Origin of the sequence: Cytobacillus oceanisediminis, assembly GCF_022811925.1 — a bacterium.
Lineage (GTDB): Bacteria > Bacillota > Bacilli > Bacillales > Cytobacillaceae > Cytobacillus > Cytobacillus oceanisediminis_D.
Map to the genome: position 1 here is coordinate 2,747,373 of NZ_CP065511.1, position 23,400 is coordinate 2,770,772.

The window sequence follows — 23,400 nt, forward strand, 5'->3', positions numbered from 1 at the left end:
TGGAGGCCGGTTTTATTTGTATTGTCTGATTCCTTTGCTTCCCTGTGTCATTTCCTCCATTACGTTGATAAAAAAGCCAAAACCAAATATCAGCATGGAAGAAACCATAATGCTTAAGCCGATTGATAAAACATATTGCCCTGTGAGACCGCTTACAAAAAAGCTTGAAATAAAGACAATTAATCCTAAAAGTATACCGGCTGCTGTAATATTCCTAAAAAAGTGAAGCACCTTTTGCTGTTTTAATGTCATGTTTTCATCCCCTTTTATTTAATATTCTAACTATGTTCACAAATTTGTCAAACTTTTTGTCACAAATCTGTCAAATTTAAATTGAAAAAGAAAAAAAGCCTTGCAAGATGCAAAGCAATTTTCTACTGATATAGTTTTTTAATGTTCTCCAAATCTTTCTTTAAACTGCATATTTCCTGCCTGGTCAGCATTAACGGCATTTGATCGTACAGTGTAATAATTTGTCCTCCCTCATCCTCCTCATGGAGGGATAAATAGTTATACAAATTTTCACATTGATTTTTGTTGAGGATCGACTGGGTGGTGAAGCTTTTAACTTTTTGAATCTCAAAGGCACTGGTTTCTGCATCAAAGACACCTGTAATGATGTTACCCTGCAATGTGTTTGACAAACAATCACTCCCCTTTTTGAGTAATATACCCATTTTTCAGGAGCAATTTCCTAAAATATGAAAAAACCTCTTTGAAATATATTCAAAGAGGCTGATCTTAATTAGGAAGCATGTTTTTGCGATTGAACAATTTCATCCGATTTTCTCATGATTAATCTAGGTGCCGAAGAAATGATTAATGCTGTTAAAATGGAACAAAGAATTGCAGCACCAAGCATTGTTGCGCCATTTGCCATGAAGGAGAATAATACAGGCGACATCCCTTCTGGCGCATAGCTTCCGAAGAAAAATACACCTGCTATGAAATGCCAGAAATACCGGGCAAGGCTTCCGGCAAACACAGCTAAAACTATCCAGCCCAATGCCTTGTTCTTGTTTCCCCTGCGCAGCTGATATTGAATTGGGCGGAAAAACAAACCGGCAAAACCAATACAGGCAAATGCCACAAAGTACTCAATAAATGCCTGAAGCGGAGTAGCAATCCAAGCATCTCCCATGGCAATCTGCAAAATTCCCCATAAGAGGCCTGCGATGAAGCTTACCTTAAAACCCCACCTGAAAGCCAAAATAAAGATCGGAATCATCGCGGCAGAAATGGAAATAGACGGTGACAGCTTGATTGATGGCAGAAAATCCAGAATGATGGCAAATGCTGCAAAAAATGAAGCTTCAATCATCGCGGTTAAGCTTAATTTTTTCATAAAAAAATCCCCCTTTAATCGTTGACGATACCCCAAGGGAGAACATGCAGGCAGAAAATCTCCTTCCGCCTTTTATTCCACATTCCTGCGCTAGCATTATCTAACAGGTTCAAAGGGTCAGAACAGCGAACTGTTCACTCTCAGCAAAATGCTCCCCTTGTGGCACGTTATTGAATTATCCGATTTTAGTATATATGAAATGAAACATTGTGAAAAGGATTCTTTGAAAAAACTTTTTAACTTATATGCCAGGTTTTCCCCCTGCTTGTCACATTTTTTTCACATATTGATGCCATCTGTTAGCTGTTGTAGCACACTTTCTTATAAACTATATTATTTTTCCATAATTTACAACGTTTAAAAAGAGTAAAACCCTGTTATTAACAATATTATTTCCTTATAATGTAGGTATGTTCAATGAGGAGGGAAATAGTTGAAATCACGTCTTAAGAAGCCTTCGACGATTGTTTCTATTGCATTTGTGATCACGGTGATTTTGGCGGCGGTTATTTGGACCGTACAAGCAGGAAAAAAGGATGTGACAGTTCCGTTTTCTTCTGTGGAAAAAATTATTGCCTCCCAGGATGGAAAGACTGTTGCAGTACAGGAATTTAAAAATGGGAAACTGCTGATCACAGCCCCTGATGGCGAGTACATCTCCCATGTGCCTCCCAACAGTGAGATGGTTGATAAATTAGTAGAAACCTATAATATACAATATACGTTCGCAACCACAGGACCTTATACCCCTTGGATTCTGGGCGGTGTAGTCCTTTTGTTCATAGCCATTGGCATTTACCTGTTTAAGTCAGGAAAAGGCGGAATGGGTGCTACAAATACAATGAAGCAAAGTGTTTCTAAACCAAAGCCCCTTCCTTCCATTTCACTTGAAGATGTTGGAGGAATTCAGGAAGAAATGAAAGAGGAAATCATGCAGACTCTTTCAATATTAAAAGAACCTGAGCGCTCTCTGAAAATGGGCATTAAGCCGCCGAAGGGAATTCTATTATACGGGCCTCCTGGAACGGGGAAAACATTGCTGGCTCAGGCAATCGCTAAAGAACTTGGAGCAACATTTTTCTCAACCAGCGGTTCCGGTTTTAATGAATTGTTCGTTGGTGTGGGAGCATCCCGAGTAAGAAACCTTTTCCAAAATGCCAGAAAGCATGCTCCTGCCGTCGTCTTCATTGACGAAGTAGATGCACTGGCAGGCCGAAGAAAGCAGCATGGCGGAGAAGAAAGCGAAAAAACATTAACTGAACTTCTAGTCCAGCTGGACGGCGGACATTCCAATGATGGAATCCTATTTATTGCCGCCACAAACCGGAAGGATATGCTCGATGAAGCCTTCCTCCGTCCCGGACGGATTGACTTCTCCTTCAATGTCCCTCTTCCTGATACAAAGGGCCGAAGAGAGATTATCAATATTCACACAAAAAATAGATTGCTTGCTGAGGATGTCATGACAACACTTGGCGATTTAGCAGAAAGCACTTCTGGATTCTCGGGAGCAGATCTTCATTCCCTTTTTGAAACGGCAAGCCGCAGAGCTGTCCGTAACGGCCAGGAAATTATCTCAAAGGAAGATTTGGATTATGCGCTTGACCGGACCATTCTGGGAACAACCACCCGGGCTTTACAGGATCACGGCACGAAGCAGCGCGTTGCCATACATGAAGCTGGCCATGCATTAGTGGCTGCTTTAACAAAACCCGGATCCGTCCGAAAAGCAACCATCATTCCGCGTGGCGAAGCACTTGGGTATGTAGCTCCTATACAAAAAGAACTTCACTTATCGACTTCAAGTGAATTGATTGACCAGGTTGCCATGATACTAGCAGGCGGTGTATCAGAGCGTATGATTCTTGGCGAGCATAGCATTGGAGTAAGCGGTGATGTTAAACAGGCCAAGCATATCATAGAGCAAATGGTTGATACCGGGTTACTGGATAACGGCTTTGAGCTTACTTTTAACAAAGGACAAAAAGAAGCTAAAATGCAGGATCTTTTCCAAAAAGCATTGGAAAGATGCGAATTGATCATCGCAAATCATCAGACCCAATTTGAAACACTGGTAGAAGCCCTTCTTGAAAAAGAAACTCTGGAAGGCAGTGAAGTCCAGGAGATTGTTGGAGAATTGAAGACTGAAATGGTAATAGCATGATGAGAAACCGGCCCCCCTCTTTGCGGGCCGGTTTTTTTATTGAATTTCCAAACTTTAATATAATAATATTATGTAAACAATCTTTTGCCATTTGAAAAAGCCTCCATTTGATGAAGGCTTTTTCAGCTATCCCCTGCCGGATGCACGGCCTCTTATAAAGTTTACCACTATGATAATCGCTGCTATTACCAGCAGTATATGAATGATGCCTCCTGCGACTTTAAATATTAACCCGAGTATCCATAATACAAGCAGAATACCTGCTATAGTCCAAAGCATGCAATTCACCCCTTCCTGTTGATTTATTATTTACATACCCCTAACAATCAGGACTAATTCATGAGTAAATGAAAAATGCAAAAAAAAACATTGCCGCACTTTTTACAGTTCTGACAATGTTATGTTTTGCAATGGATGGATATTTTTATTCAGAAAGTATTTCATTTTCCAGCACTTTTGCAGCAGCCGCTATTTCCCCGTTCTCTTTTAATAAAGCGAATAGTCCTTTTATTACCACCATTTCAGGTCTGGATTTTCTTGTTTCTTCTGATATGCGATTGGCAATTTCTTTTATTGCAGATGCTTCACTTTTTTCCAAATCCTTAAGTTTGCTATAAAATGTCTTCCATGCCTGCTCCCTTTTCTCAAAAGAAATGAATGCACCTTCTTTGTCCATTTCAACAGCAAAATCCTTCATCATCTCTTCATCTAGAATCGGACGGCTGTTTCCCCTGATAAAGTCATTTGCCATTGCTTCGAGCTGTCTAACGATATGTTTGCCTATTTTTGCTGGTGAAATTTCCGCCTTTTCAGAAACCATGAGCATCATATAGGTCCGATAAATGGATTGGATCATGAACATCAAATCCCATTTATATTCTGAGACTTCTTCGCCATAAAGACTGATTAGACTCTTTTCCAGCCAGGAAAATAACCTTCCTCTCATTCTGTGTTCCATAGCGGAAATTTTTTTATTATTTGTGGCAGCTTCTCCCCTCATATGCATTTTCATATATGCTTTATATTCCAATATGCCTTCAAACTGAACTGTAAATTGCTTCTCAAGCTTTTGAAGCGGCGGCAGATCTTCATCCAGACCGATGATAAATACCCTCTCAAATACCAGCTGCTGATAATGTTCATAAATCGATATCATCAGATCTTCTTTAGAAGTAAAAAAAGAATATAGGGATCCCTTGGAAATACCTACCCCATCGGCGATTTCCTGCATGGAGGTCTGGTTGTACCCTTTCTCGGCAAAAAGGCTTACCGCCGTTTCTAAAATTGCTTCCCGTTTATTCATAACCTAAACACCTCATAAATGATTTTCGTCCGTCAGCACATCCATTCTTGACTCCATTAACAAAACACTTCAAAATGACTATTGAGTCAGGAGAAAAACCTTTATTTTTCAATAGGTTAAAAGTATTTTGTTTTCATTTTGACCCGAAAGTCAATTCTAAAGGAGGAGAATTTATGCTGGAATGGATTCTTAAGCGATCCAAAATCATATTGATCTTGTTTTTATTGTTTATTATCGTAGGAGCCTTTACATTCTTACAGCTCCCTCAAAGGGAAATTCCTGAAACAGCCATTAATATCGGGACGGTAAATACGGTTTATCCCGGAGCGACTGTTGACAGTGTGGAGAGAAATATTACCAATCCCATTGAGTCTAAATTGCAGTCCATTGAAGGGATTGAAGAAATCAGTTCATCTTCAGCTGCCGGCTTCTCTGCTATTATCGTAACCGTATCTGACGGAGAAGACAAAAAAGAAGTGTTCAGCAATATCCGGCAGGCTGTTTCAGACGCTGCTGCCGGATTTCCTGAAGAAGCATTTGAGCCTGAAATTAATGAAACGAATGTAAAAATGCCAATCGTTTCTTACCATCTTACAAGTGACAGTATAGATAACCTTCTTCCTTTACAGGATGAACTGGCGCGCTGGAAGGAAGAAGTTGAATCGTTAAAAGGTGTTGAAGGTGTAACTATAAAAGGTTTAGCTGAAGAAGAAATCGCTATACAGCTTGACCCTGAATCACTAAAAGAAAAAGGCATCATTCTGCCTGATGTGATCGAGGCAATAAATGAAGAATACTACCCTGCGCCAATAGGAAAACAAGAATTAAATTCGGAAATCGTTCAATTGACAGTGGATCATTTTACGACTGAGGATGAGATGGAAGATGTATATGTTGGAAAGACACCTCAGGGTGAATCTGTCGTTCTTGGTGATATTGGCAATGTGGAAATTGTTCAGAAGGAAAAAGAAGATATTGTTACATTTAAAGGCAAACCTTCGATTTCATTCACAGCATTTGTGGAAGCAGGACAGGATATTCCGTCAGTTAATGATATCGTAAGCGAAAAAACGGAGGAACTCAGCAAATCCCTGCCTGAGAATGTGACTTTTGAGAATTATTATTCACAGGCGAATCTCGTCAACGAGATTTTTGACGGCCTGTTTCTATCCCTTGCCATCTCAGTCATTGCAGTAATATTAACAACGGCCCTTGGCCTGACTGTTTCAGGTGCATTCGTTGTTGCACTGGCTATACCGATTTCAGTATTAATGGGGCTTATTCCCCTGCCGGTTTCCGGAGTTGATTTAAATCAGATTTCGGTGATTGGTGCCATAATCGCATTAGGGATTTTGGTTGATGACTCCATAGTTGTTAATGATAATATCCAAAGACGGTATAAACTTGGAGACAATGCATTAAAAGGAGCTATAAATGGGACAAAAGAAATCTGGGTTTCGATTGTTACCTCCTCCCTTGCGATTGTTTTTACCTTCCTGCCGCTTATCTTTCTATCTGGAGGGAATGGGGCATTTATCCGAGCGCTGCCAACAGTGCTGATAACTACCATTTTGGCTTCAACTTTGGTTGCGCTGATATTTGTGCCAATGATGCGCTACATGATGTACAGCAGAACGAGCAGGAAAGTTTCGGATGCACCCGGTTTATTGGGAAAGCCGCTGAATAAATCTGCAGATCTATATGCTGACAATCTTTTAAAGTCTTTTTCCAAGAAACCTAAGCTTGTTTCTTTCTTAGGATTGATTGTTACTACAGCTATTTTAGGGCTTGCTGTGTTAACGCCTTTTGAGTTCTTCCCTGCTGCAGATCGTGAAGAAGTGACGATCGATGTGTCTTTGCCAATCGGCACAACACTTGAAGAGACTGCCAAAGAACTTGAGAACATTGAAAAGATGCTTTTAAGCGACAAGGGTGTGAAGGAAACAAGTGTCTTTGCCGGGACAGGTTTGCCTAACTTATTTAATAGCTCCCTTAATGTGACTGGTTCCAATACAGGTCAGATTGTTGCCCGGGTAGACCGTGAGAACCAGACCGCACAGGGGCTAATCGATGACTGGTCGCCCATTTTGAGAGAGGAATATCCCGATTCAGAAATTTTCATGGAAACGATACAGCAGGGGCCTCCTGCTGGTGCACCTGTGACGGTAACAGTCAAAGGACCAGAGTTAGATAAACTGCTGGAACTCCGCGATAACCTCTCTAGAGGAATGAATGAAGCAGGAGCTGATTTTGTAGTCGATAATATCGGCAGTCCTGAACCAACTTTAAAATACGTACCGAAGAGAGAGCTTCTGGAGGAATATGGGATAACGGTCAACGAGATCAGTGAGCAGATTCGTCTGGCCACTGAAGGGATATCGCTTAAAGCTTTTGATAATGGTGTTGTCAAAAGAGATATGAGTATCCTTCTTGGAGATAAAGGTGCAGAACTTGACCTATCCAAGCTGGAAATCCCAGCGGAAAGCACACAGGGTGGACCTCCGGCTTTGATCTCCGCTGACACGCTTGTTGAGGCAGAAAGAACGAAGGGAATTCAGCGGATTCCTCACCTTAATGGGGAAAGGGCCATTACAATCAGGGCTTTCCCGAAGGATGAGAAAACCTTTAAGGAAACCGTGCAAAATCTTGTGGATGACGAACGTGAAAAAATGAATGATAAAGATTACAGCATTTCATTAGGCGGGGAAAACCAGGCACAGAATGATTTCTTTGCCGAAATAACGGTATTGTTTATTATCGTGATTTTCCTTGTATATTTGCTGATCGCATTTCAATTTAATTCACTTGGCCTGCCATTCCTTGTGTTAGTTGCCGTATACCTGGCGATTGCCGGTGCGATTCTTGGCTTATTCGTTACACAAACGCCAATCAGTTTCCTTGCTGTAATGGGCATGGTTTCATTGACAGGCATAGTAGTCCGGAACTCTGTTGTTTTAATCGAATTTATGGAACAGGGATTAAAAACAGGAATGTCCATTCAAGATGCAGTAGTTGAAGCTGGACGTGTCAGATTCAGGCCAATTATCCTGACTGCCCTCACTTCGATTGTTGCATTAATACCTGTTGCAGTTAGCGGCGACGCACTCTTCACGCCGCTTGCCATCACCATCATCTCAGGCATCTCATTCTCGGTCATCCTGACCCTGATCATTGTTCCGATGATGTATCTTGCGTTTAAAAAGGTGCCAGACACCCATGCCACTCAAGATCAATAAGATCATACAAAACCTTCCTGCATTCAGGGAGGTTTTTTGCATCCTTTTGCTATCACTGCATATACTATATTCACGGCCGCCCACCTCTTCTAACATCGCTTCGTTGCGGGACTAACCAGACCGGAATGTGGGCGGCCACCCTTTTTGGGTGCCAGGCGCCTATACCACCATTAAAACGCTTCTATACACACCATGAACAAAGCTGCAAACCTGGTGAGGTTTGCAGCTTTATTTTATTTATAGGAAATTATAAGATGGAACGGTGTGAATCACTCTGTGGAAAGGTTATCTGCATCTAGCTCCAGCGCCTAGCCCCTCGGGTCATAAGCCAAATCACTCCAGAAATCAGGACAAGGAACGCTTCGTCAGCGTTACATCGCCCGACCAAAGCTTGCTTTGGGAGGTTTCCTGCGTGATTCGTCATATGCCTGTCGGACTTGCACAGGATGTGCTGGCTTCAACGTTCGCCACAGGACGTGGCGGTTTTTAGTTGAAGTTCAGCTGATCAAGGCGCTGCCGCTTTTGTTCATGGTCCTTCGTCAATAAGTTCATAGCCTGGAATCAGTTCTGACAGCGGCACTATTTCTGCTTTCTTTTTATAAACAGGTATATACTCTTTAAGCACATTAACCATCTTTGTTCCTGTGATGCCGACATGGCCTATTGCGATGATGCGTTCATTTTTCACCAGTTTTTCAGCGAGTCTGTCTGCCTGTTTTGTGATATGGGCAGTAGTATATATGTCATCAAAGAAAATATTGTTTTCAACATATGGTACACCCATTTCATTTGCCAGTTTACCGACGACACTTTTCCCGGTTGTTTTGCTGTCGAGATAAAATAATCCGTGTTTTTTGCATACTTCAAGGACAATTCTCATGACCCGTTCATTTTCAGTGGCTCTTGAACCCATATGGTGATTCATCCCGACAGCATGCGGCACCTCTTTAATGGCACTCTCCACCCTGCTGCGGATTTCTTCATCGGTTAAATCTGTTGTGATGGCCCCCGGCCCAAGCCAGCTCCTCTTTCCTCTTTTCGGCTCCATTGGCATATGAACGATCACTTCATGCCCATTTTTACTTGCCAGTTCTGCATCTTCTTTTGTCGTTGGCATGAAAGGCATGATGGCAACCGTTAAGGTCACCGGCAGCTCCATCATTTCTGCTGTTCCCTTCATGTTATTTCCAAGATCGTCAATGACAATGGCCAATTCAGGTTTTAGCGGGGCAGCACTTATGGGAGTTCCTATACTTGCGAATGAAAAAATCAATAAAAATATGCTGATGAATATTTTCATTTTCCATCCTCCTTTGAGCTAGCATTCCCTGAATCTTTAAAACAGTTCCAATGCAAAAACTGCCAGGAATTGATCCTGGCAGTACTTTATTTTTTATGCATTTTAAACTCCAGGAAAAGCTCGTTATAATAAGCAAGCATCCTTTTTCCGAGGTTCTCATAAACCTCCAGCCGGGCTGTCATTTCTTCATCCGGATAGAATCGTTCATCTGAGATTGTTTCTTCGTCCATATATTTCAGCGCTTCTTTATTCGGCGTTGAATATCCAACGTATTCTGTATTTTGTGCCGCATTTTCCGGGTCGAGGATGAAATTCATGAACTGGTGGGCAGCTTCCGGGTTTTTGGCGGTCTTAGGGATGACCATATTATCAAACCAAAGATTGGAGCCTTCTTCCGGAAGTACATATTCCAGATTATCCTTCTCCCACATAAGCTCCTGTGCAGTGCCGGACCAGACCACCCCAATGCCGGCTTCATCATTTTCCATCAGCATTCTGATTTCATCACCGACAATGGCTTTAATGTTAGGAGTAAGACTATCGAGCTTTTCTTTAGCTTCGATCAAATGGTCTCTATTTTTGTCATTCAGCGAATAATGGAGACTGTTGAGACCCATGCCCATAACTTCCCTTGCCCCATCTATCAGCAGGATCTGGTTCTTTAATTCAGGGTCCCATAAATCATTCCAGCTTGTGATTTTTTTATCACCTAAAATATCCGTGTTATAAAGAATTCCGACAGTGCCCCAGAAATAGGGAATTGAATATTCATTCCCGGGATCAAAAGGCAGGTCCATAAAACGCTGATCTATATATTTCAGATTCGGAATTTTCGAATGGTCGACCGGCAAAAGCAGGTCTTCCTCTTTCATTTTTTCAATCGCATATTCAGATGGAACAGCAATATCATAAGCTGTGCCGCCCTGTTCAATTTTGGTCATCATCGCTTCATTGGAATCGAATGTCTCATAGATGACTTTTATGCCTGTTTCCTGCTCGAACTTTTCCACCAAGTCTGCATCTATATAGTCGCCCCAGTTAAAAATGGTCAAAGTATTGCCGCTTGTATAGCCCTGGGAGGAATTCAGCCCTGAAACGATGTACAACAAGGCAAATGAAACAATTAATACGGCGGCGAGCGCCTGGACAAGCTTCTTCATTGCCTTACCCCCATTCCATTAGGCTTCTCATTTCGTTTCGTAATAAAGTAATAGCCTATAACCAGAATAATTGTAAATAGGAAAAGCAAAGCAGATAAAGCATTGATATTTAAAGAAACTCCCCTTCTTGCCAGTGAATAAATCTCAACAGACAAAGTGGTAAAGCCGTTGCCTGTAACAAAAAAAGTTACCGCAAAATCATCCAGGGAATACGTCAGGGCCATAAAAAAGCCAGCGAAAATTCCAGGAGTAATATAAGGGAGAATGACTTTAGTCAGCACATCAAACCTGCTTGCCCCAAGATCCATGGCTGCATAAATCATGGATGTGCTCATTTCTTCTATTTTAGGCAAAACCATCAGCACGACAATTGGAACACTAAAGGCTATGTGTGCAAGCAAAACAGATACAAATCCAAGCTTAAGCCCAATCATTGTAAATAGAATCAAAAACGAGGCGCCTATAATGACATCCGGACTGACAATCAGCACATTATTCAGAGATAGGAGCGTGTTTTTCACTCTTCGTTTTCTTGCATAGGAAATGGCAAGTGCTCCAGCTACTCCAATAATCGTCGAAATCGCTGCAGATAAAAGGGCAATAATAACGGTATTAAGGACAATGATGAGCAATCGGGTATCAGCAAACAGCTCCCGATACCAATCCAAGGTGAAACCTTCGAATTGATACATGGTCCCTCCGCTGTTGAATGAATAAAATATCAAGTAAAAAATCGGGGCGTACAGGATAATAAAGATAAGAGCCAAATAAAACGCCGGCCATTTCCTGTTCTTTTTCATTATAGAATCCCCCGCTTTCTTCGGCCTGTCAGCACCATAATGATTACCATTGCGATAATCAGGAATACAGCAATGGTCGAGCCCATTCCCCAGTCCTGTGTCACAAGGAAATGCTGTTCAATGGCTGTTCCAAGAGTGATGACACGGTTTCCTGCAATCAGCCTTGTCAGCATGAATAATGACAGTGCAGGGATAAAGACGATCTGGCATCCCGCTTTCACCCCATCAAGTGTCAAAGGAAAAATAACACGTTTAAATGTAACCCAGGAAGACCCGCCTAAATCATTGGAAGCATCAAGAAGGGTTGGATTCAGTTCATCCAAAGAATTATATATCGGCAAGATCATAAAAGGAAGAAAGATGTATACCGACACAAAGATAAAGCTGAAATCAGTGAATAGAATTTGCCTGCTCCCTATTCCCATTGCATCCAAAAAGCTATTCGCTGCACCATATGTTCCAAAGATGCCCAGAAAAGCATAGGCTTTCAAAAGCAAATTAATCCACGAAGGCAGAATAATTAATAAGAGCCACAGCTGCTTATGTTTCGTCTTAGTAAGCAAATAGGCTGTCGGATAAGCGATCAGCAATGAAAATAACGTAATTAAAAAGGCATACCAAAAGGAGCTTAGGGTCATTTTTAAATAAACGGGTGTAAAGAAATTTCTATAATTCTCAAAAGTGAAGTGCCCTTCAATATCAAAAAAAGAATAGTACAGAACAAGAAGCAATGGCGCTACAACAAAGAGGGCAATCCAAAGGACATAAGGAATTAAATAAAAGTTGCGGGAATTAGTTCTCATGGCTTCCCTCTTCATAAGCTTCAAGACGCTTATCAAATTCCTCTTCTGTTTCCCCATGCCTCATGACGTGTATTGCTTCGGGGTCGAAATGAAGGCCAATTTGATCCCCGACTGTCGCCTTTTTGGTTGAATGGACCAGCCACTCATTGCCATCACTGTCATAGCAGCTGATTTCATAATGGACTCCCCTAAAGAGCTGGGAGTCAACTTGCACCTTCAGTTTCCCATCTTCCGGTGCGGTAATAGCCAGGTCTTCAGGCCGGATGACGATCTCAACATCTTCATTTGGCTCAAAGCCCCCATCAACACACTCAAATAATTTTCCGGCAAACTTTACCTGATAATCCTGGATCATCGTTCCAGCAACAATATTTGATTCCCCAATAAAATCTGCTACAAAACGATTGATCGGCTCGTCATATATGTCAGTAGGAGTTCCGCTTTGCTCGATGCTCCCGCTGTTAAGCACGAATATTTCATCTGACATGGCTAATGCTTCTTCCTGGTCATGTGTGACGAAAATAAAAGTAATGCCCAGATTTCTCTGCAGTTCCCTCAGCTCATATTGCATTTCGGTCCGCAGCTTTAAATCAAGTGCGGATAAAGGTTCATCAAGGAGAATGACCTCTGGTTCATTGACAATGGCACGCGCGATGGCAACTCGCTGGCGCTGTCCCCCTGACATTTCTTTAATTTCACGATTTTCGTAGCCTTCAAGGTTCACAAATCTTAGCGCTTCCTTTACTTTCCTCTCAATATCCGCTTTCTTCATTTTTTTGATTTTTAAACCGAATGCAATATTTTCAAACACATTCAGATGCGGAAAAAGGGCGTAATCCTGAAAAACAGTGTTTACTTGCCTTTTGTTGGCTGGAACATTATTTATTATTCGCCCATTAAAATAAATGTCCCCTTCGGAAGGTTCAGTAAAGCCGGCAATCAATCGCAATATGGTCGTTTTCCCACAGCCCGATGGCCCTAAAAGGGTATAGAACTTCCCGCGTTCTATTTCAAAGCTGACATCCTTTAAAACTGGCGGATCATTATCATATCTTTTTGTTACGGAATTAAATCGAATAATGGTGTTATCTGTCATCTAACTCTCCCTATCTATAGAAATTTACAGTACTTATGTATTGTTAAGTTCAAACGTATAATATCATAAATTTATCGGAATCTGTCATATATTGCCGTATATCCTTAACAAAAATAAACCCCGCACCCTTTGATGCGGGATTATACAGATGTTACACTCCGCGCTTATTGCCCCATACATATGTATGCAGCTGCGGAAGTACTTTAACATCCTTCAAATCACTGTCATGTATCGTTTTTTCAATGAGCCAATCATATTTGTCAAGCAGTCTCTGCAACAAATTTCGATCATCAGCTGTAACGGTATCATCATTTCCCACCTGCAGATAAAACGGAACGCCGGGATAGCGCTTATGAACGTTTTTGGCATATTCATAATCCTTATCATCAAAAACAACAATCTTCAGTGAGAACTGCTGGTCAGCCATTCTTTTGGTCTGAAGATTATTCACAATATAATCGAGCACATCAAAGTCTGTATTCATGCCTGAGCTTGGCGGTTTTGGGGAAAGGGTCAGTTCATCAATTTCATAAAACCAATCCTGCCATCGGCTTCCCTGTGTTTCCAGGCAGACCTTAATTTTTTCCGCTTTCAGCAAAGAAATGAGTTCATTCAAATTTTTTAATAAAGCTGGGTTACCGCCCGAAATGGTCACAAATGAAAATCCATCCCCGCCCAGCTCTTTGAGCTCCTTCCAGATTTCATCCGGTTCCATTTGGCGGATGCTGTCTTTTGCACTTCCATCCCAGGTAAAGGAGGAATCACACCAGCTGCATGAATAATCACATCCTGCTGTACGGACGAACATCGTTTTCTGGCCGATCACCATTCCTTCACCCTGAATGGTCGGTCCAAAAATTTCAAGAACAGGGATTTTACTCAACCTCCATCCACTCCCTTCTTGCTTCTGCATAGCTTGTAGGGGTTTCAAAAAGGCGCACAAATTCGACTCTTGCACCGATATATTGCTCTTTTCTGTTTTGGAGGCTTTCTGCCATTTTTTCATAAATCCAGACAACCATATTCTCTGCCGTCGTATTCATTGGCGGCAGCGTTTCATTCAGATACTTGTGGTCGAGGAATATTTCAATTTCGTTTTTCCAGATTTCTTTAATGTCGCCGAAATCAATCATTAACCCTCTGTTATCCACAAATCCGCTTATGCCAAAAATCACCTTGTAGGTGTGCCCATGCAGGTTTTTGCATTTGCCTTCATAGCAATGCAGATGATGGGCTGAATCAAAAGTGAATTCCTTGCTGACCATTACACGCTTATGGTGGTATTTCAGCTGATCGGGTTTAATATCCTCATTAATCTTCTGAAGTTTATCAACAATCCTGAAACCGTACATGGCTTAAAGCTCCTCCTTTTCTTTGAGGTATACTTCAAGGCCATTTTTCCTTAAATGGCATGCAGGACACTCACCGCAGCCATCAGCCGGAATTCCGTTATAGCATGTCAGTGTTTTCTCACGCACATAGTCAAGGGCATCCAATTCATCCGCCAGCTTCCATGTCTCTGCTTTGTTGAGCCACATTAAAGGTGTATGGATCACAAACTGTTCATCCATTGATAGATTAAGTGTGACATTCAATGATTTTATAAACATATCTCTGCAATCAGGGTAGCCGCTGAAATCTGTTTCGCACACCCCGGTTATTATATGCTTTGCATTTATCTGACTGGCCAGTACACCAGCGAATGACAGGAATAAAAGGTTTCTCCCAGGCACAAATGTGGATGGAAGCTCGCCTTCCTCACCATCCTTTACTTCAATCTCATCTCGGGTCAGTGCATTTGGTGCCAGCTGATTCAATAGGGACATATCAAGAATATGGTGCCTGATCCCCAGCTCTTTTGCTATTTGCTGTGCACATTCTATCTCCAGCTTATGACGCTGATTATAATTAAAAGTGACTGCTTCCACTTCTGCAAAACGTTCTTTTGCCCAGAATAAGCAAGTTGTACTATCCTGACCGCCGCTGAACACAACGAGCGCTTTATCATTTTTCATATAAAAATTCTCCTTTAAATAGAAAAACAGGACCACTAAGAAAGCAGACCCGTTTTCCTTAGTTTTTTAAAGAGGGTAGCTAGAACCTCTACCGTATACACGGATTTTGCTATTGAACTATCAGTTTATATTATCATCTTTATTGGCTTTTTAGAAGGTTTTAATTTATACAGCAAAAAAGTTTTATTATTCAAAAGACTTCTGCAAAAAAGGTGCAACTGTTCATTGCACCTTTTTTGCACTTTAATTTTCTGAATCGGCTTCCAGGAGGTCCCAGGCTGTTATGATGCCTTTTGGTTTTTCAGTCGGCTTTCCATTCTCGGTTACAATGATCCCTTCAAGCTTTTCATTTTTATTTCGGCAGTCCTCAAACATATCCTCTAATTCAAAGATAGATGTATCTTTGCCGGCAAAAGAGATTTGATGCTTTGATTTCTTATTGAAAAGCTCTTTTATTTTCACCTTTTTCAACTGGATTGTTTCTTCTGTAAAGTGCTCTGCCATCCATTTCACGATATCTGCCGAAGTTAATAGCCATGAATATTCCTCTTTTCTCGAGTAAATTGGGAATTGAGAGTGTGAAAATTTGTTGATTATGGCCAGTACATCCGTTAGCTTGCCATCTTCATAAAAATAAAAAACCGGAGTTGCAGCTATGGAGAGTGCGGTTTTTGGCTTTTCAAAATGGCCGGCAATCCTTTCAATCTTCTCTACCGTCTCGAGATGAGGCTCAGCAATATAATAATCAAGGTCTATTTTTTCATGGACAATGGCATTGCGCAGCTTGGCAAACTGATGCAAATCATCTTCATATAATCGAATCAGGGAATGATTTTTCTGAATTTCTATAAGTTTATAAAATCTATCTGTTCTGGCGTTTTTAGCAGATTGTTTTAAGGCCTTGTGAATACGGTTAAAAGCAGCCTCAAACCTTTCTGATAAGTTTATTTCTATATCTGCTTCCAATATGATCTCTCCCTAAATAATAATGTATCTCCTCTATTCCCAAAATGATGGTCAAAATAAACTTTGAAGATATTGGTTCTCCTGCTAGAAGAATAATTTGCACAAATAGAATTTTCAGTCTATTATAGAATATTATATTCTTTAGCTGGGGACTTTGCATAAATATATAACTTTACTAATAAATTTTTTCGTTCTAGCGTTAAAAGACATGACTTTACCTTTTTTTAGGAAAGAATAATGAATGTATTTCTTTTGAACGAAAATGAATATTTATTATTACCGAATAATATTTTATTCCTCAGGTCAACAAATTTACTTTGAAAGCTGGTGAAATCATGAGATACACTTTACACCCATTGGGGGATGATGCTGTTCTTATTGAGCTTGGGAAAGAGATCAGCCAGGAAACACATCAGAAAGTTCAGTCGCTGACTGCCTTTCTCGAAAAACATCCGCCAGAATGGATGATTGAATACATACCTGCTTATACAACTGTAAGCATTTTTTATAATCCAATTGAGGCTTATCAGCTTTCAAATGGCCAGCTCCCGTTTGATTTCGTGTGTTCACTAATAAAACCGCTTATTGAAGAGCTAACTGAAAATGATGCATCGGAACCTCAAATCGTTGAAATCCCGGTATGCTATGGTGGAGAATTCGGGCCGGATCTTGATTTTGTTGCGGAGCATAATGGGATTACTCCTGAAGAAGTAATTGAAATTCACTCTTCAGGCAGTTACCTGGTCTATATGATTGGATTTGCCCCAGGATTCCCTTTTATTGGCGGAATGTCAGAACAAATTGCCGCACCAAGACGGGATACGCCGCGTTTAAAGATTCCCGAGCGTACGGTAGGGATTGCCGGAATGCAGACAGGGATTTACCCCATTGAGACGCCAGGCGGCTGGCAGCTGATTGGACGTACTCCTGTTAAATTGTTTCGGCCGATGGATGAATCCCCTACCCTCTTGAAAGCAGGCGACAAAATCAAATTCAAGTCAATCAGTCTGGAAGAATACTACCATTGGGAGGAGGCGGAACAATGATTAAAGTCGTAAAGCCTGGACTCCTTTCAAGCATTCAGGACCTGGGGAGAACCGGCTATCAAAAGTTTGGCGTGATTGCCAGCGGGGCCATGGACCCTTTTTCGCATCGGATGGCCAATCTTCTCGCGGGAAACGAAGAAAATGATCCTGTACTAGAAATAACGATGATGGGTCCAATACTAACATTTGAAGAAGATACATTAATTTCGATTTGCGGCGGGGACCTTTCCCCTTCCATCAATGGCCAGCCTGTTCGGACATGGAGATCTGTTTTTGTGAAAAAAGGCAGTGAACTTAAATTCGGCCGATGTCATAAAGGGTGCCGAGCCTATCTGGCTGCCGCGGGCGGATTTGCCGTACCTGAAGTAATGAACAGCAAATCTACATACCTGCGCGCTAGTCTTGGCGGTTATAAAGGCAGGGCATTAAAGCCAGGGGATCTGCTGGAAACCGGCAAACCTTCACTCCAGTCATTGAAAATGACGGAGTATTTGACAAAACAGAGCCTTGATAGGACTTTTGCTGAAAACGACTGGGGTATTGCATCAGATCTCATACCGGACACAGCGGCAAATCCTGAAATCAGAATAACCAGGGGCCGCCAATTTGATTTATTTTCTAATGAAAGCAAGGTTCAGCTTTTAAATCATGCCTTTGAAGTGACCGCACAATCGGACAGGATGGGGTACAGACTGAAAGGCCCTGCCCTTCTGCTATCAGAACATGCTGAACAAATATCTGAGGCCGTAAATTTTGGTTCCATTCAAGTTCCTCCGGATGGAAATCCGATTGTATTGCTGGCTGACAGGCAAACAACTGGGGGTTACCCAAAAATTGGACAGGTTGCTGCTGTCGATCTTCCACTTCTGGCGCAGGCCAAACCCGGAGACACCCTAAGTTTTGCAGAAATATCAAATGAACAGGCACAGCAGTTATTAATTAATAGAGAAATGAAATTAAAGGAATTAAAGCAAGGGATTTTTTTAAAAACCAGAGGAGGAAATTAAGATGCACATTGTAGACATTAATTGTGATATGGGAGAAAGCTTTGGCTCATACAAGATGGGGCGCGATGAGGAAATTCTGGAACATATTACTTCTGCCAATATTGCATGCGGCTTTCATGCCGGCGACCCTGCGACCATGCGAAAAACAGTTAAGATGGCACTTGAGAAGAATGTCGGCCTGGGTGTCCATCCGGGACTCCAGGATCTGCATGGATTCGGACGTAGGGATATTAACATAACCCCTCAGGAAGCTTATGACTTAGTGGTCTATCAAATTGGCGCTTTGTATGCTTTTGTTAAATCAGAAGGCGGAAAGCTTCAGCATGTAAAACCACACGGTGCATTATTCAACATGGCCTCAAAAAGCGCACCGTTATCAGAAGCAATCGCAGAAGCGGTTTATAAAGTGGATCCTGAACTGATTCTTTTCGGGCTCTCAGGCAGTGAATTAGTAAAAGCCGGCAGGAAAATTGGACTCCGCTCTGCAAATGAAGTGTTCTCAGACCGTACCTACCAGGAGGATGGATCACTTACTTCAAGAAGGGAAAGCAATGCCCTTATTACAGATCATAGTGCCGCTGTAAATCAGGTAATCCGCATGGTCAAGGAAGGAAAAGTTAATTCTGTCCAGGGCACTGACGTTTCCATTGAGGCCAATACAATATGCATCCATGGTGACGGGGAAAGCGCACTTGAATTTGCCCAATATATTCCGAAGGCATTGAATGAAGCGGGAATTCAGGTAGCAAAAATCAGCGAGTTTTTGAAATAAAATCGGTATTAATGGAGATAATGAAAAATTGGTGCTACTTCATGGGTGCTTCCGGGTATTTAATTAACACGGTTACATCAAAAAAGACAAACATTGGGGGAAATATATGAAAAAGCAATCAAATGCCAGTCTACTGCTTGGTGCCGCATTCCTTATGGCCACTTCTGCCATTGGACCAGGCTTCCTGACACAAACAACAGTATTTACAGAAAACCTGCTTGCGAGTTTTGGGTTTGTAATTTTAATTTCTATTATTATCGATATTGGTGCACAGATGAATATCTGGAGAATCATTGCCGTTTCTGAAAAACGCGCACAGGATATTGCCAATGATGTTCTTCCGGGTCTTGGTCATTTCCTTGCTGCCCTGATTGTCATGGGCGGTCTTGCTTTTAATATTGGGAATATTGCAGGTGCCGGATTAGGTACAAATGTTATTTTCGGCATATCCCCTGAAATGGGCGCCCTTTTAAGCGGAATTTTGGCAATCGGCATCTTTCTTGTAAAAGAAGCGGGCAGATTAATGGACCGTTTCACACAGATTTTAGGATTTGTCATGATTGGATTAACTCTTTATGTAATGTTTACTGCACAGCCACCTGTTGGTGAAGCTGTTGTCAAAACGTTTGTGCCAGATAAAATTGATATCCTGGCCATTATTACGCTTGTCGGCGGAACGGTTGGCGGTTATATTACCTTCGCTGGCGGGCATCGCTTAATTGATGCTGGAGTCAAAGGAAAAGAAGCTCTGCCGGAAGTCACAAAGAGCTCTGTCAGTGCAATCGGGATCGCATCCATTATGCGTATCTTCCTGTTTCTTGCGGCACTAGGTGTGGTTTCACAGGGCCTTGCACTCGATCCATCCAACCCTCCTGCTTCTGTCTTCCAGCTGGCAGCAGGCAATATTGGATATAAGATGTTTGGAGTAGTTATGTGGGCAGCTGCCATTACTTCTGTTGTCGGTGCAGCCTATACATCGGTCTCATTCATTCGGACATTGAGCCCAGCTGTCGAGAAACATCATAAATGGGTAATTGTCGGTTTTATCGCCATTTCTACATTTGTTTTTGTTTTGATCGGAAAACCGGTAAAAATATTGGTTTTAGTTGGTTCCTTAAACGGTCTTATTCTACCAATTGCATTAGGTGTAATGCTGATTGCTGCTTATAAAACCAAAATTGTCGGCGATTATAAACATCCACTTTGGATGACGATTTTTGGAATCATTATCGTGATTGCCATGTCTTACATGGGGGTTTATTCATTAATTAATGGTATCCCTGAGCTATTTAAATAAGCATGAAAGGAGATTTTCAAATGAACTCCCCTTCTCAATTGAATCCCGATGAGGCGCGCAAATTAATCCGTGTCCAGGATTGGAATAAACCAACTGCAGGAATGGCTAATGGCTTTATTCAAGCCAATCTGGCTATATTGCCAAAGGAGCTGGCCTTTGAATTTCTGCTCTTCTGCCAGCGTAATCCTAAATCCTGTCCAATCATTGATGTGACTGAACCAGGTTCACCGGTGCCGATGCTGTCAGCTCCAAATGCTGATATTAGAACCGACCTGCCAAAATACAGGGTATATAAAAACGGAGAGCTCGCTGAGGAGCTTTCAGACATAACCTCTTATTGGAATGATGATATGGTAGCATTTTTGATCGGTTGCAGTTTTACGTTCGAAGACGCCTTGCTCAAAAATAATATCCCTATCCGCCATATTGAGGAAAATCGAAATGTCCCGATGTATAAAACCAATATTGGGTGTGTGGGTGCAGGCCAATTTGAAGGCCCAATGGTAGTGAGTATGCGTCCGATGACAGAGAAGGAAGCCATTAGAGCTGTACAGGTGACAAGCCGCTTCCCATCTGTCCATGGGGCCCCTGTCCATATTGGAAATCCTGAAGCAATCGGCATTAACAATATTCAGCGCCCTGATTTTGGCGACCCTGTAACCATTAAGGATGGTGAAGTTCCAGTTTTCTGGGCTTGCGGGGTTACACCTCAGGCAGTTGCCATGCATGTGAAGCCTGAGATTATGATTACACATGCTCCGGGACATATGTTTATTACTGATTTGAAAAATGAGGAGTTTTCGGTTTTATAGGAAAAAGGCGTCCAATGGGCGCCTTTTACTTTTTATTTTTCAAATAATTCAGGGCATCATTATGATCCTTTTTCATAATCTGTTCAATTAATGGGTCTGCGGGGATGACTTCCCTGCTTTTTTTATTGATTGTCCGGTAAACAGGCCTGATAGACGAAAGACTGCTTTTAACTTTCCATTCGCTATCTTGAAAGACAATTTTCAAATCAATCAGACCAAGATGATTGCCCCAGTATCCAGCCTGGACAGCAGCTGTTCCGTTAATGGTTCCAGCCTTTAAGTCAATTCCAGGCAGCTTCTGCAGTTCATCTTTGACAGGAAAAACAGAATGACTGTGCCCGAATAGAATGGCATCTAATCCTTTAACCTTGCTGAGGGCATGGACTGAATTGCCCTTTTTTTCATCCAGCCCTTTATCGGATTGGAGACCGGTATGGGCAAGAGCCACAATGATATCTGCCCCTTTACTTTTCATAATAGGAATAAAATGCTCGGCGGTTTCCTTTATATTTTTCACTTTAAGGTTTCCGCGAAAATACTCTTTATTCCATTCCGCAACAATCGGTGTGATAAAGCCGATGACTCCAACTTTCAGCTTATGCTTCTCCCCGGCTGTATCTGTCACTTCTTTCTCTATGATGGTGTAGGGATTAAAATAATTCAGATCATCCTCATCGAGCTGATTGCTGTCTTCAACATATATATTGGCATTGACATAAGGAAAGTTAGCTCCCCTGAGGCTTTCTTCCATAAAATCAATTCCATAATTAAATTCATGATTTCCCACCGTCGCAGCATCATAAAGCAAAGTATTCATTGCTTTAAAAACAGGATGGACATTAGCCATGTCAAGCGGATGGCTTCTATAGGCATACTCGTCGAGTCCATTGCCTTCAAGTATGTCCCCATTATCAAATAGAAGGGAGTTAGGAGACTCATTTCTTGCCTGTTTAATCAAGCTGGCCGTTCTTGAAAGCCCAAACTCCACTGTTTTTTTGCGGTCTTCGTAATCATAACCAATCATGTTTCCATGCAAATCAGTGGTTTCCATCAGGCGCAGATGGATGGTTGGCGGTCCGGATACTTCAGCTTCCGTCTGGTTCCAGACAATCAGCAGGGCTATGAATAATAACAGCGTGATTAAGTATTTTTTCATTCCCTTTTTCATTCCATCTCCCCCAGATGATCAAAGATTAGTTTTCTTATTTTCTCTAGATGCGTGAAAATTAATCAGAGTTTGGGGACTTAAGAAAAAAGAATAAAAAAAGGAAAATTTTGAAATTTTTTATCCTTTTATTTATCGTCGGATTAATAATTACAGTGTATTTGTATATTAATTAATCTTTGTAGAGAGTTTTTAATATGATTTTCTCCCAGCTTTTCCAGTTCAGAAGATTTTTCGAGCGTATTCTTGTGCGTACACCCTTTCCTACTGGGTACCTGAGTGCAGGTTCTTTTTCCCTGAGAATGCTCACTGCTTTTTTCGCAACGATTAGTGGATCTTCATAATAGGGCTCGCCTTGTTCAAGGTAATTTTGAATTTTTGTCATATATGGATAATAAGGTGAGTCTTTTTTCAGTGATGGTTCCGCTATCTTCTTCCCTGTTGTCCAGATGCCAGTCCTGAAAGATCCTGGCTCAATCAGCACAACATTTACGCCAAACGGTTTCATTTCAAGTCTAAGTGATTCACTCCACCCTTCTACAGCAAATTTCGATGCGGCATATGGCGATATGCCTGGAAACCCGATTCTTCCGCTGATGGAACTCACATTTAAAATAGTTCCTGTTCTTTGTTTGCGCATAAATGGCAAAACCGCCTGTGTAACTGCAAACGTCCCAAAAACATTTGTCTCAAATTGATTTCTATACTCCTCCAGCGGTATTTCTTCCGCAAATCCTGCCCCTGCATAGCCGGCATTATTGATTAAAACATCAATCGAAGGCAATCGAAGGAGCAGGTTTTTAAAGCTTTCAATGGATGAGGATGAGGTGACATCCAATTCGTGAATGGATATCTGTTCATGAACTCCCTCTTGTCTAGCTTTCTCCATTAACATTTTGCTTTTAGCCGTGTTTCTCATTGTTGCAATAACTTGAAAATCATTCTTTGCCAGCTCAATGGCCATCAAGGTTCCAAATCCGCTGGAACAGCCGGTAATGGCAGCATATTTCCTATCCAACTATCATCATCCTTTCTACGTAATGAATTTTTCCATTTCGATTGTAAATAGATATATAATTAAATGAAAAAGTATTATAAAATAGTAAATATATT

Annotated in this window: 23 protein-coding genes and 2 riboswitches; of the genes, 7 read left to right on the forward strand and 16 right to left on the reverse strand. The window is 41.5% G+C overall.

Features of this window, described 5'->3' with window-relative positions:
- Positions 1 to 12: 12 nt before the first annotated feature.
- From IRB79_RS13915 to thiT, 3 genes are all read right to left on the reverse strand, one after another.
- Positions 13 to 252, reverse strand: coding sequence for a hypothetical protein (locus tag IRB79_RS13915; RefSeq protein WP_243503067.1), 240 nt, complete (start codon positions 250 to 252; stop codon positions 13 to 15).
- Between the two features lie 122 nt (positions 253 to 374).
- On the reverse strand, positions 375 to 644 hold the full coding sequence (locus IRB79_RS13920) for a hypothetical protein (RefSeq protein WP_243503068.1): 270 nt from the start codon (positions 642 to 644) through the stop codon (positions 375 to 377).
- A gap of 101 nt (positions 645 to 745) precedes the next feature.
- A complete protein-coding gene (thiT, locus tag IRB79_RS13925; protein WP_243503069.1) occupies positions 746 to 1,345 on the reverse strand; it encodes an energy-coupled thiamine transporter ThiT in 600 nt (199 codons plus the stop codon).
- A gap of 65 nt (positions 1,346 to 1,410) precedes the next feature.
- A riboswitch (TPP riboswitch) is annotated at positions 1,411 to 1,513 on the reverse strand.
- Positions 1,514 to 1,778: 265 nt separating this feature from the next.
- Between thiT and IRB79_RS13930 the strand changes: the two genes are divergently transcribed.
- On the forward strand, positions 1,779 to 3,509 hold the full coding sequence (locus IRB79_RS13930; RefSeq protein WP_243503070.1) for an AAA family ATPase: 1,731 nt from the start codon (positions 1,779 to 1,781) through the stop codon (positions 3,507 to 3,509).
- Between the two features lie 126 nt (positions 3,510 to 3,635).
- Here the strand turns inward: IRB79_RS13930 and IRB79_RS13935 are convergent, their stop codons facing one another.
- On the reverse strand, positions 3,636 to 3,788 hold the full coding sequence (locus IRB79_RS13935) for a lmo0937 family membrane protein (protein WP_221879184.1): 153 nt from the start codon (positions 3,786 to 3,788) through the stop codon (positions 3,636 to 3,638).
- A gap of 145 nt (positions 3,789 to 3,933) precedes the next feature.
- Positions 3,934 to 4,812, reverse strand: a complete 879-nt coding sequence (locus tag IRB79_RS13940; RefSeq protein ID WP_243503071.1) for a TetR/AcrR family transcriptional regulator — start codon at positions 4,810 to 4,812, stop codon at positions 3,934 to 3,936.
- A gap of 173 nt (positions 4,813 to 4,985) precedes the next feature.
- Here IRB79_RS13940 and IRB79_RS13945 point away from each other — a divergent pair, with 173 nt between their 5' ends.
- The gene (locus tag IRB79_RS13945; protein ID WP_243503072.1) at positions 4,986 to 8,048 is read left to right on the forward strand and encodes an efflux RND transporter permease subunit; all 3,063 of its coding nucleotides are present in this window, start codon (positions 4,986 to 4,988) and stop codon (positions 8,046 to 8,048) included.
- A gap of 526 nt (positions 8,049 to 8,574) precedes the next feature.
- Here IRB79_RS13945 and IRB79_RS13950 read toward each other — a convergent pair.
- The 9 genes from IRB79_RS13950 to IRB79_RS13990 form a co-directional block, all read right to left on the reverse strand.
- Entirely contained in the window at positions 8,575 to 9,348 is a 774-nt protein-coding gene (locus tag IRB79_RS13950) for a divergent polysaccharide deacetylase family protein (protein WP_243503073.1), read from the reverse strand.
- A gap of 86 nt (positions 9,349 to 9,434) precedes the next feature.
- Positions 9,435 to 10,508, reverse strand: a complete 1,074-nt coding sequence (locus IRB79_RS13955; RefSeq protein WP_243503074.1) for an ABC transporter substrate-binding protein — start codon at positions 10,506 to 10,508, stop codon at positions 9,435 to 9,437.
- Positions 10,505 to 11,308, reverse strand: coding sequence for an ABC transporter permease (locus tag IRB79_RS13960; RefSeq protein WP_243503075.1), 804 nt, complete (start codon positions 11,306 to 11,308; stop codon positions 10,505 to 10,507). Before IRB79_RS13960 ends, IRB79_RS13955 begins: the two co-directional genes overlap by 4 nt.
- Positions 11,308 to 12,111, reverse strand: a complete 804-nt coding sequence (locus tag IRB79_RS13965; protein ID WP_243503076.1) for an ABC transporter permease — start codon at positions 12,109 to 12,111, stop codon at positions 11,308 to 11,310. Before IRB79_RS13965 ends, IRB79_RS13960 begins: the two co-directional genes overlap by 1 nt.
- Positions 12,101 to 13,207, reverse strand: coding sequence for an ABC transporter ATP-binding protein (locus IRB79_RS13970; protein WP_243503077.1), 1,107 nt, complete (start codon positions 13,205 to 13,207; stop codon positions 12,101 to 12,103). Before IRB79_RS13970 ends, IRB79_RS13965 begins: the two co-directional genes overlap by 11 nt.
- 151 nt (positions 13,208 to 13,358) lie before the next feature.
- Positions 13,359 to 14,090 carry a 7-carboxy-7-deazaguanine synthase QueE gene (gene queE, locus IRB79_RS13975; protein ID WP_243503078.1) on the reverse strand — a complete coding sequence of 244 codons (732 nt, stop codon included), beginning with the start codon at positions 14,088 to 14,090 and terminating at the stop codon, positions 13,359 to 13,361.
- A complete protein-coding gene (queD, locus tag IRB79_RS13980) occupies positions 14,083 to 14,559 on the reverse strand; it encodes a 6-carboxytetrahydropterin synthase QueD (RefSeq protein ID WP_243503079.1) in 477 nt (158 codons plus the stop codon). The genes queE and queD overlap by 8 nt, the downstream gene beginning before the upstream one ends.
- Before the next feature lie 3 nt (positions 14,560 to 14,562).
- The gene (gene queC / locus IRB79_RS13985) at positions 14,563 to 15,222 is read right to left on the reverse strand and encodes a 7-cyano-7-deazaguanine synthase QueC (RefSeq protein ID WP_243503080.1); all 660 of its coding nucleotides are present in this window, start codon (positions 15,220 to 15,222) and stop codon (positions 14,563 to 14,565) included.
- Positions 15,223 to 15,274: 52 nt separating this feature from the next.
- A riboswitch (PreQ1 riboswitch) is annotated at positions 15,275 to 15,317 on the reverse strand.
- Positions 15,318 to 15,465: 148 nt separating this feature from the next.
- Complete coding sequence (locus IRB79_RS13990; protein WP_243503081.1) at positions 15,466 to 16,188, reverse strand: CBS domain-containing protein; 723 nt, start codon at positions 16,186 to 16,188, stop codon at positions 15,466 to 15,468.
- Positions 16,189 to 16,523: 335 nt separating this feature from the next.
- Here IRB79_RS13990 and pxpB point away from each other — a divergent pair, with 335 nt between their 5' ends.
- The 5 genes from pxpB (at position 16,524) to IRB79_RS14015 (ending at position 21,122) form a co-directional block, all read left to right on the forward strand.
- The gene (gene pxpB / locus IRB79_RS13995) at positions 16,524 to 17,234 is read left to right on the forward strand and encodes a 5-oxoprolinase subunit PxpB (RefSeq protein ID WP_243503082.1); all 711 of its coding nucleotides are present in this window, start codon (positions 16,524 to 16,526) and stop codon (positions 17,232 to 17,234) included.
- On the forward strand, positions 17,231 to 18,241 hold the full coding sequence (locus tag IRB79_RS14000) for a 5-oxoprolinase subunit C family protein (protein ID WP_279401020.1): 1,011 nt from the start codon (positions 17,231 to 17,233) through the stop codon (positions 18,239 to 18,241). The genes pxpB and IRB79_RS14000 overlap by 4 nt, the downstream gene beginning before the upstream one ends.
- A gap of 1 nt (position 18,242) precedes the next feature.
- Positions 18,243 to 19,013 (forward strand): LamB/YcsF family protein, encoded by a 771-nt coding sequence (locus IRB79_RS14005; protein WP_243503083.1) that lies wholly within the window; start codon positions 18,243 to 18,245, stop codon positions 19,011 to 19,013.
- 106 nt (positions 19,014 to 19,119) lie between these two features.
- Positions 19,120 to 20,310, forward strand: coding sequence for an NRAMP family divalent metal transporter (locus tag IRB79_RS14010; protein WP_243503084.1), 1,191 nt, complete (start codon positions 19,120 to 19,122; stop codon positions 20,308 to 20,310).
- A 20-nt stretch (positions 20,311 to 20,330) separates the two neighbouring features.
- Entirely contained in the window at positions 20,331 to 21,122 is a 792-nt protein-coding gene (locus tag IRB79_RS14015) for a putative hydro-lyase (RefSeq protein ID WP_243503085.1), read from the forward strand.
- A gap of 25 nt (positions 21,123 to 21,147) precedes the next feature.
- On the opposite strand, the gene IRB79_RS14020 is transcribed toward IRB79_RS14015, so the two are convergent.
- Together IRB79_RS14020 and IRB79_RS14025 are read right to left on the reverse strand one after the other, a co-directional pair.
- Positions 21,148 to 22,290 (reverse strand): metallophosphoesterase, encoded by a 1,143-nt coding sequence (locus tag IRB79_RS14020; protein ID WP_243503086.1) that lies wholly within the window; start codon positions 22,288 to 22,290, stop codon positions 21,148 to 21,150.
- A gap of 169 nt (positions 22,291 to 22,459) precedes the next feature.
- Positions 22,460 to 23,305, reverse strand: a complete 846-nt coding sequence (locus IRB79_RS14025; protein WP_243503087.1) for an SDR family oxidoreductase — start codon at positions 23,303 to 23,305, stop codon at positions 22,460 to 22,462.
- Positions 23,306 to 23,400 lie beyond the last annotated feature (95 nt).

What these genes read in the sequence shown, in the direction of transcription:
- pxpB (WP_243503082.1), top strand. Translation starts at nt 16,524, where the DNA reads ATGAGATACACTTTACACCCATTGGGGGATGATGCTGTTCTTATTGAG.
- IRB79_RS13940 (WP_243503071.1), bottom strand. Translation starts at nt 4,812, where the DNA reads ATGAATAAACGGGAAGCAATTTTAGAAACGGCGGTAAGCCTTTTTGCC.
- IRB79_RS14015 (WP_243503085.1), top strand. Translation starts at nt 20,331, where the DNA reads ATGAACTCCCCTTCTCAATTGAATCCCGATGAGGCGCGCAAATTAATC.
- queD (WP_243503079.1), bottom strand. Translation starts at nt 14,559, where the DNA reads ATGTACGGTTTCAGGATTGTTGATAAACTTCAGAAGATTAATGAGGAT.
- IRB79_RS13965 (WP_243503076.1), bottom strand. Translation starts at nt 12,111, where the DNA reads ATGAGAACTAATTCCCGCAACTTTTATTTAATTCCTTATGTCCTTTGG.
- IRB79_RS13970 (WP_243503077.1), bottom strand. Translation starts at nt 13,207, where the DNA reads ATGACAGATAACACCATTATTCGATTTAATTCCGTAACAAAAAGATAT.
- IRB79_RS13935 (WP_221879184.1), bottom strand. Translation starts at nt 3,788, where the DNA reads ATGCTTTGGACTATAGCAGGTATTCTGCTTGTATTATGGATACTCGGG.
- IRB79_RS13915 (WP_243503067.1), bottom strand. Translation starts at nt 252, where the DNA reads ATGACATTAAAACAGCAAAAGGTGCTTCACTTTTTTAGGAATATTACA.
- IRB79_RS13950 (WP_243503073.1), bottom strand. Translation starts at nt 9,348, where the DNA reads ATGAAAATATTCATCAGCATATTTTTATTGATTTTTTCATTCGCAAGT.
- IRB79_RS14005 (WP_243503083.1), top strand. Translation starts at nt 18,243, where the DNA reads ATGCACATTGTAGACATTAATTGTGATATGGGAGAAAGCTTTGGCTCA.
- thiT (WP_243503069.1), bottom strand. Translation starts at nt 1,345, where the DNA reads ATGAAAAAATTAAGCTTAACCGCGATGATTGAAGCTTCATTTTTTGCA.
- queC (WP_243503080.1), bottom strand. Translation starts at nt 15,222, where the DNA reads ATGAAAAATGATAAAGCGCTCGTTGTGTTCAGCGGCGGTCAGGATAGT.
- IRB79_RS14020 (WP_243503086.1), bottom strand. Translation starts at nt 22,290, where the DNA reads ATGAAAAAGGGAATGAAAAAATACTTAATCACGCTGTTATTATTCATA.
- IRB79_RS13960 (WP_243503075.1), bottom strand. Translation starts at nt 11,308, where the DNA reads ATGAAAAAGAACAGGAAATGGCCGGCGTTTTATTTGGCTCTTATCTTT.
- IRB79_RS13955 (WP_243503074.1), bottom strand. Translation starts at nt 10,508, where the DNA reads ATGAAGAAGCTTGTCCAGGCGCTCGCCGCCGTATTAATTGTTTCATTT.
- IRB79_RS14000 (WP_279401020.1), top strand. Translation starts at nt 17,231, where the DNA reads ATGATTAAAGTCGTAAAGCCTGGACTCCTTTCAAGCATTCAGGACCTG.
- IRB79_RS13945 (WP_243503072.1), top strand. Translation starts at nt 4,986, where the DNA reads ATGCTGGAATGGATTCTTAAGCGATCCAAAATCATATTGATCTTGTTT.
- IRB79_RS14010 (WP_243503084.1), top strand. Translation starts at nt 19,120, where the DNA reads ATGAAAAAGCAATCAAATGCCAGTCTACTGCTTGGTGCCGCATTCCTT.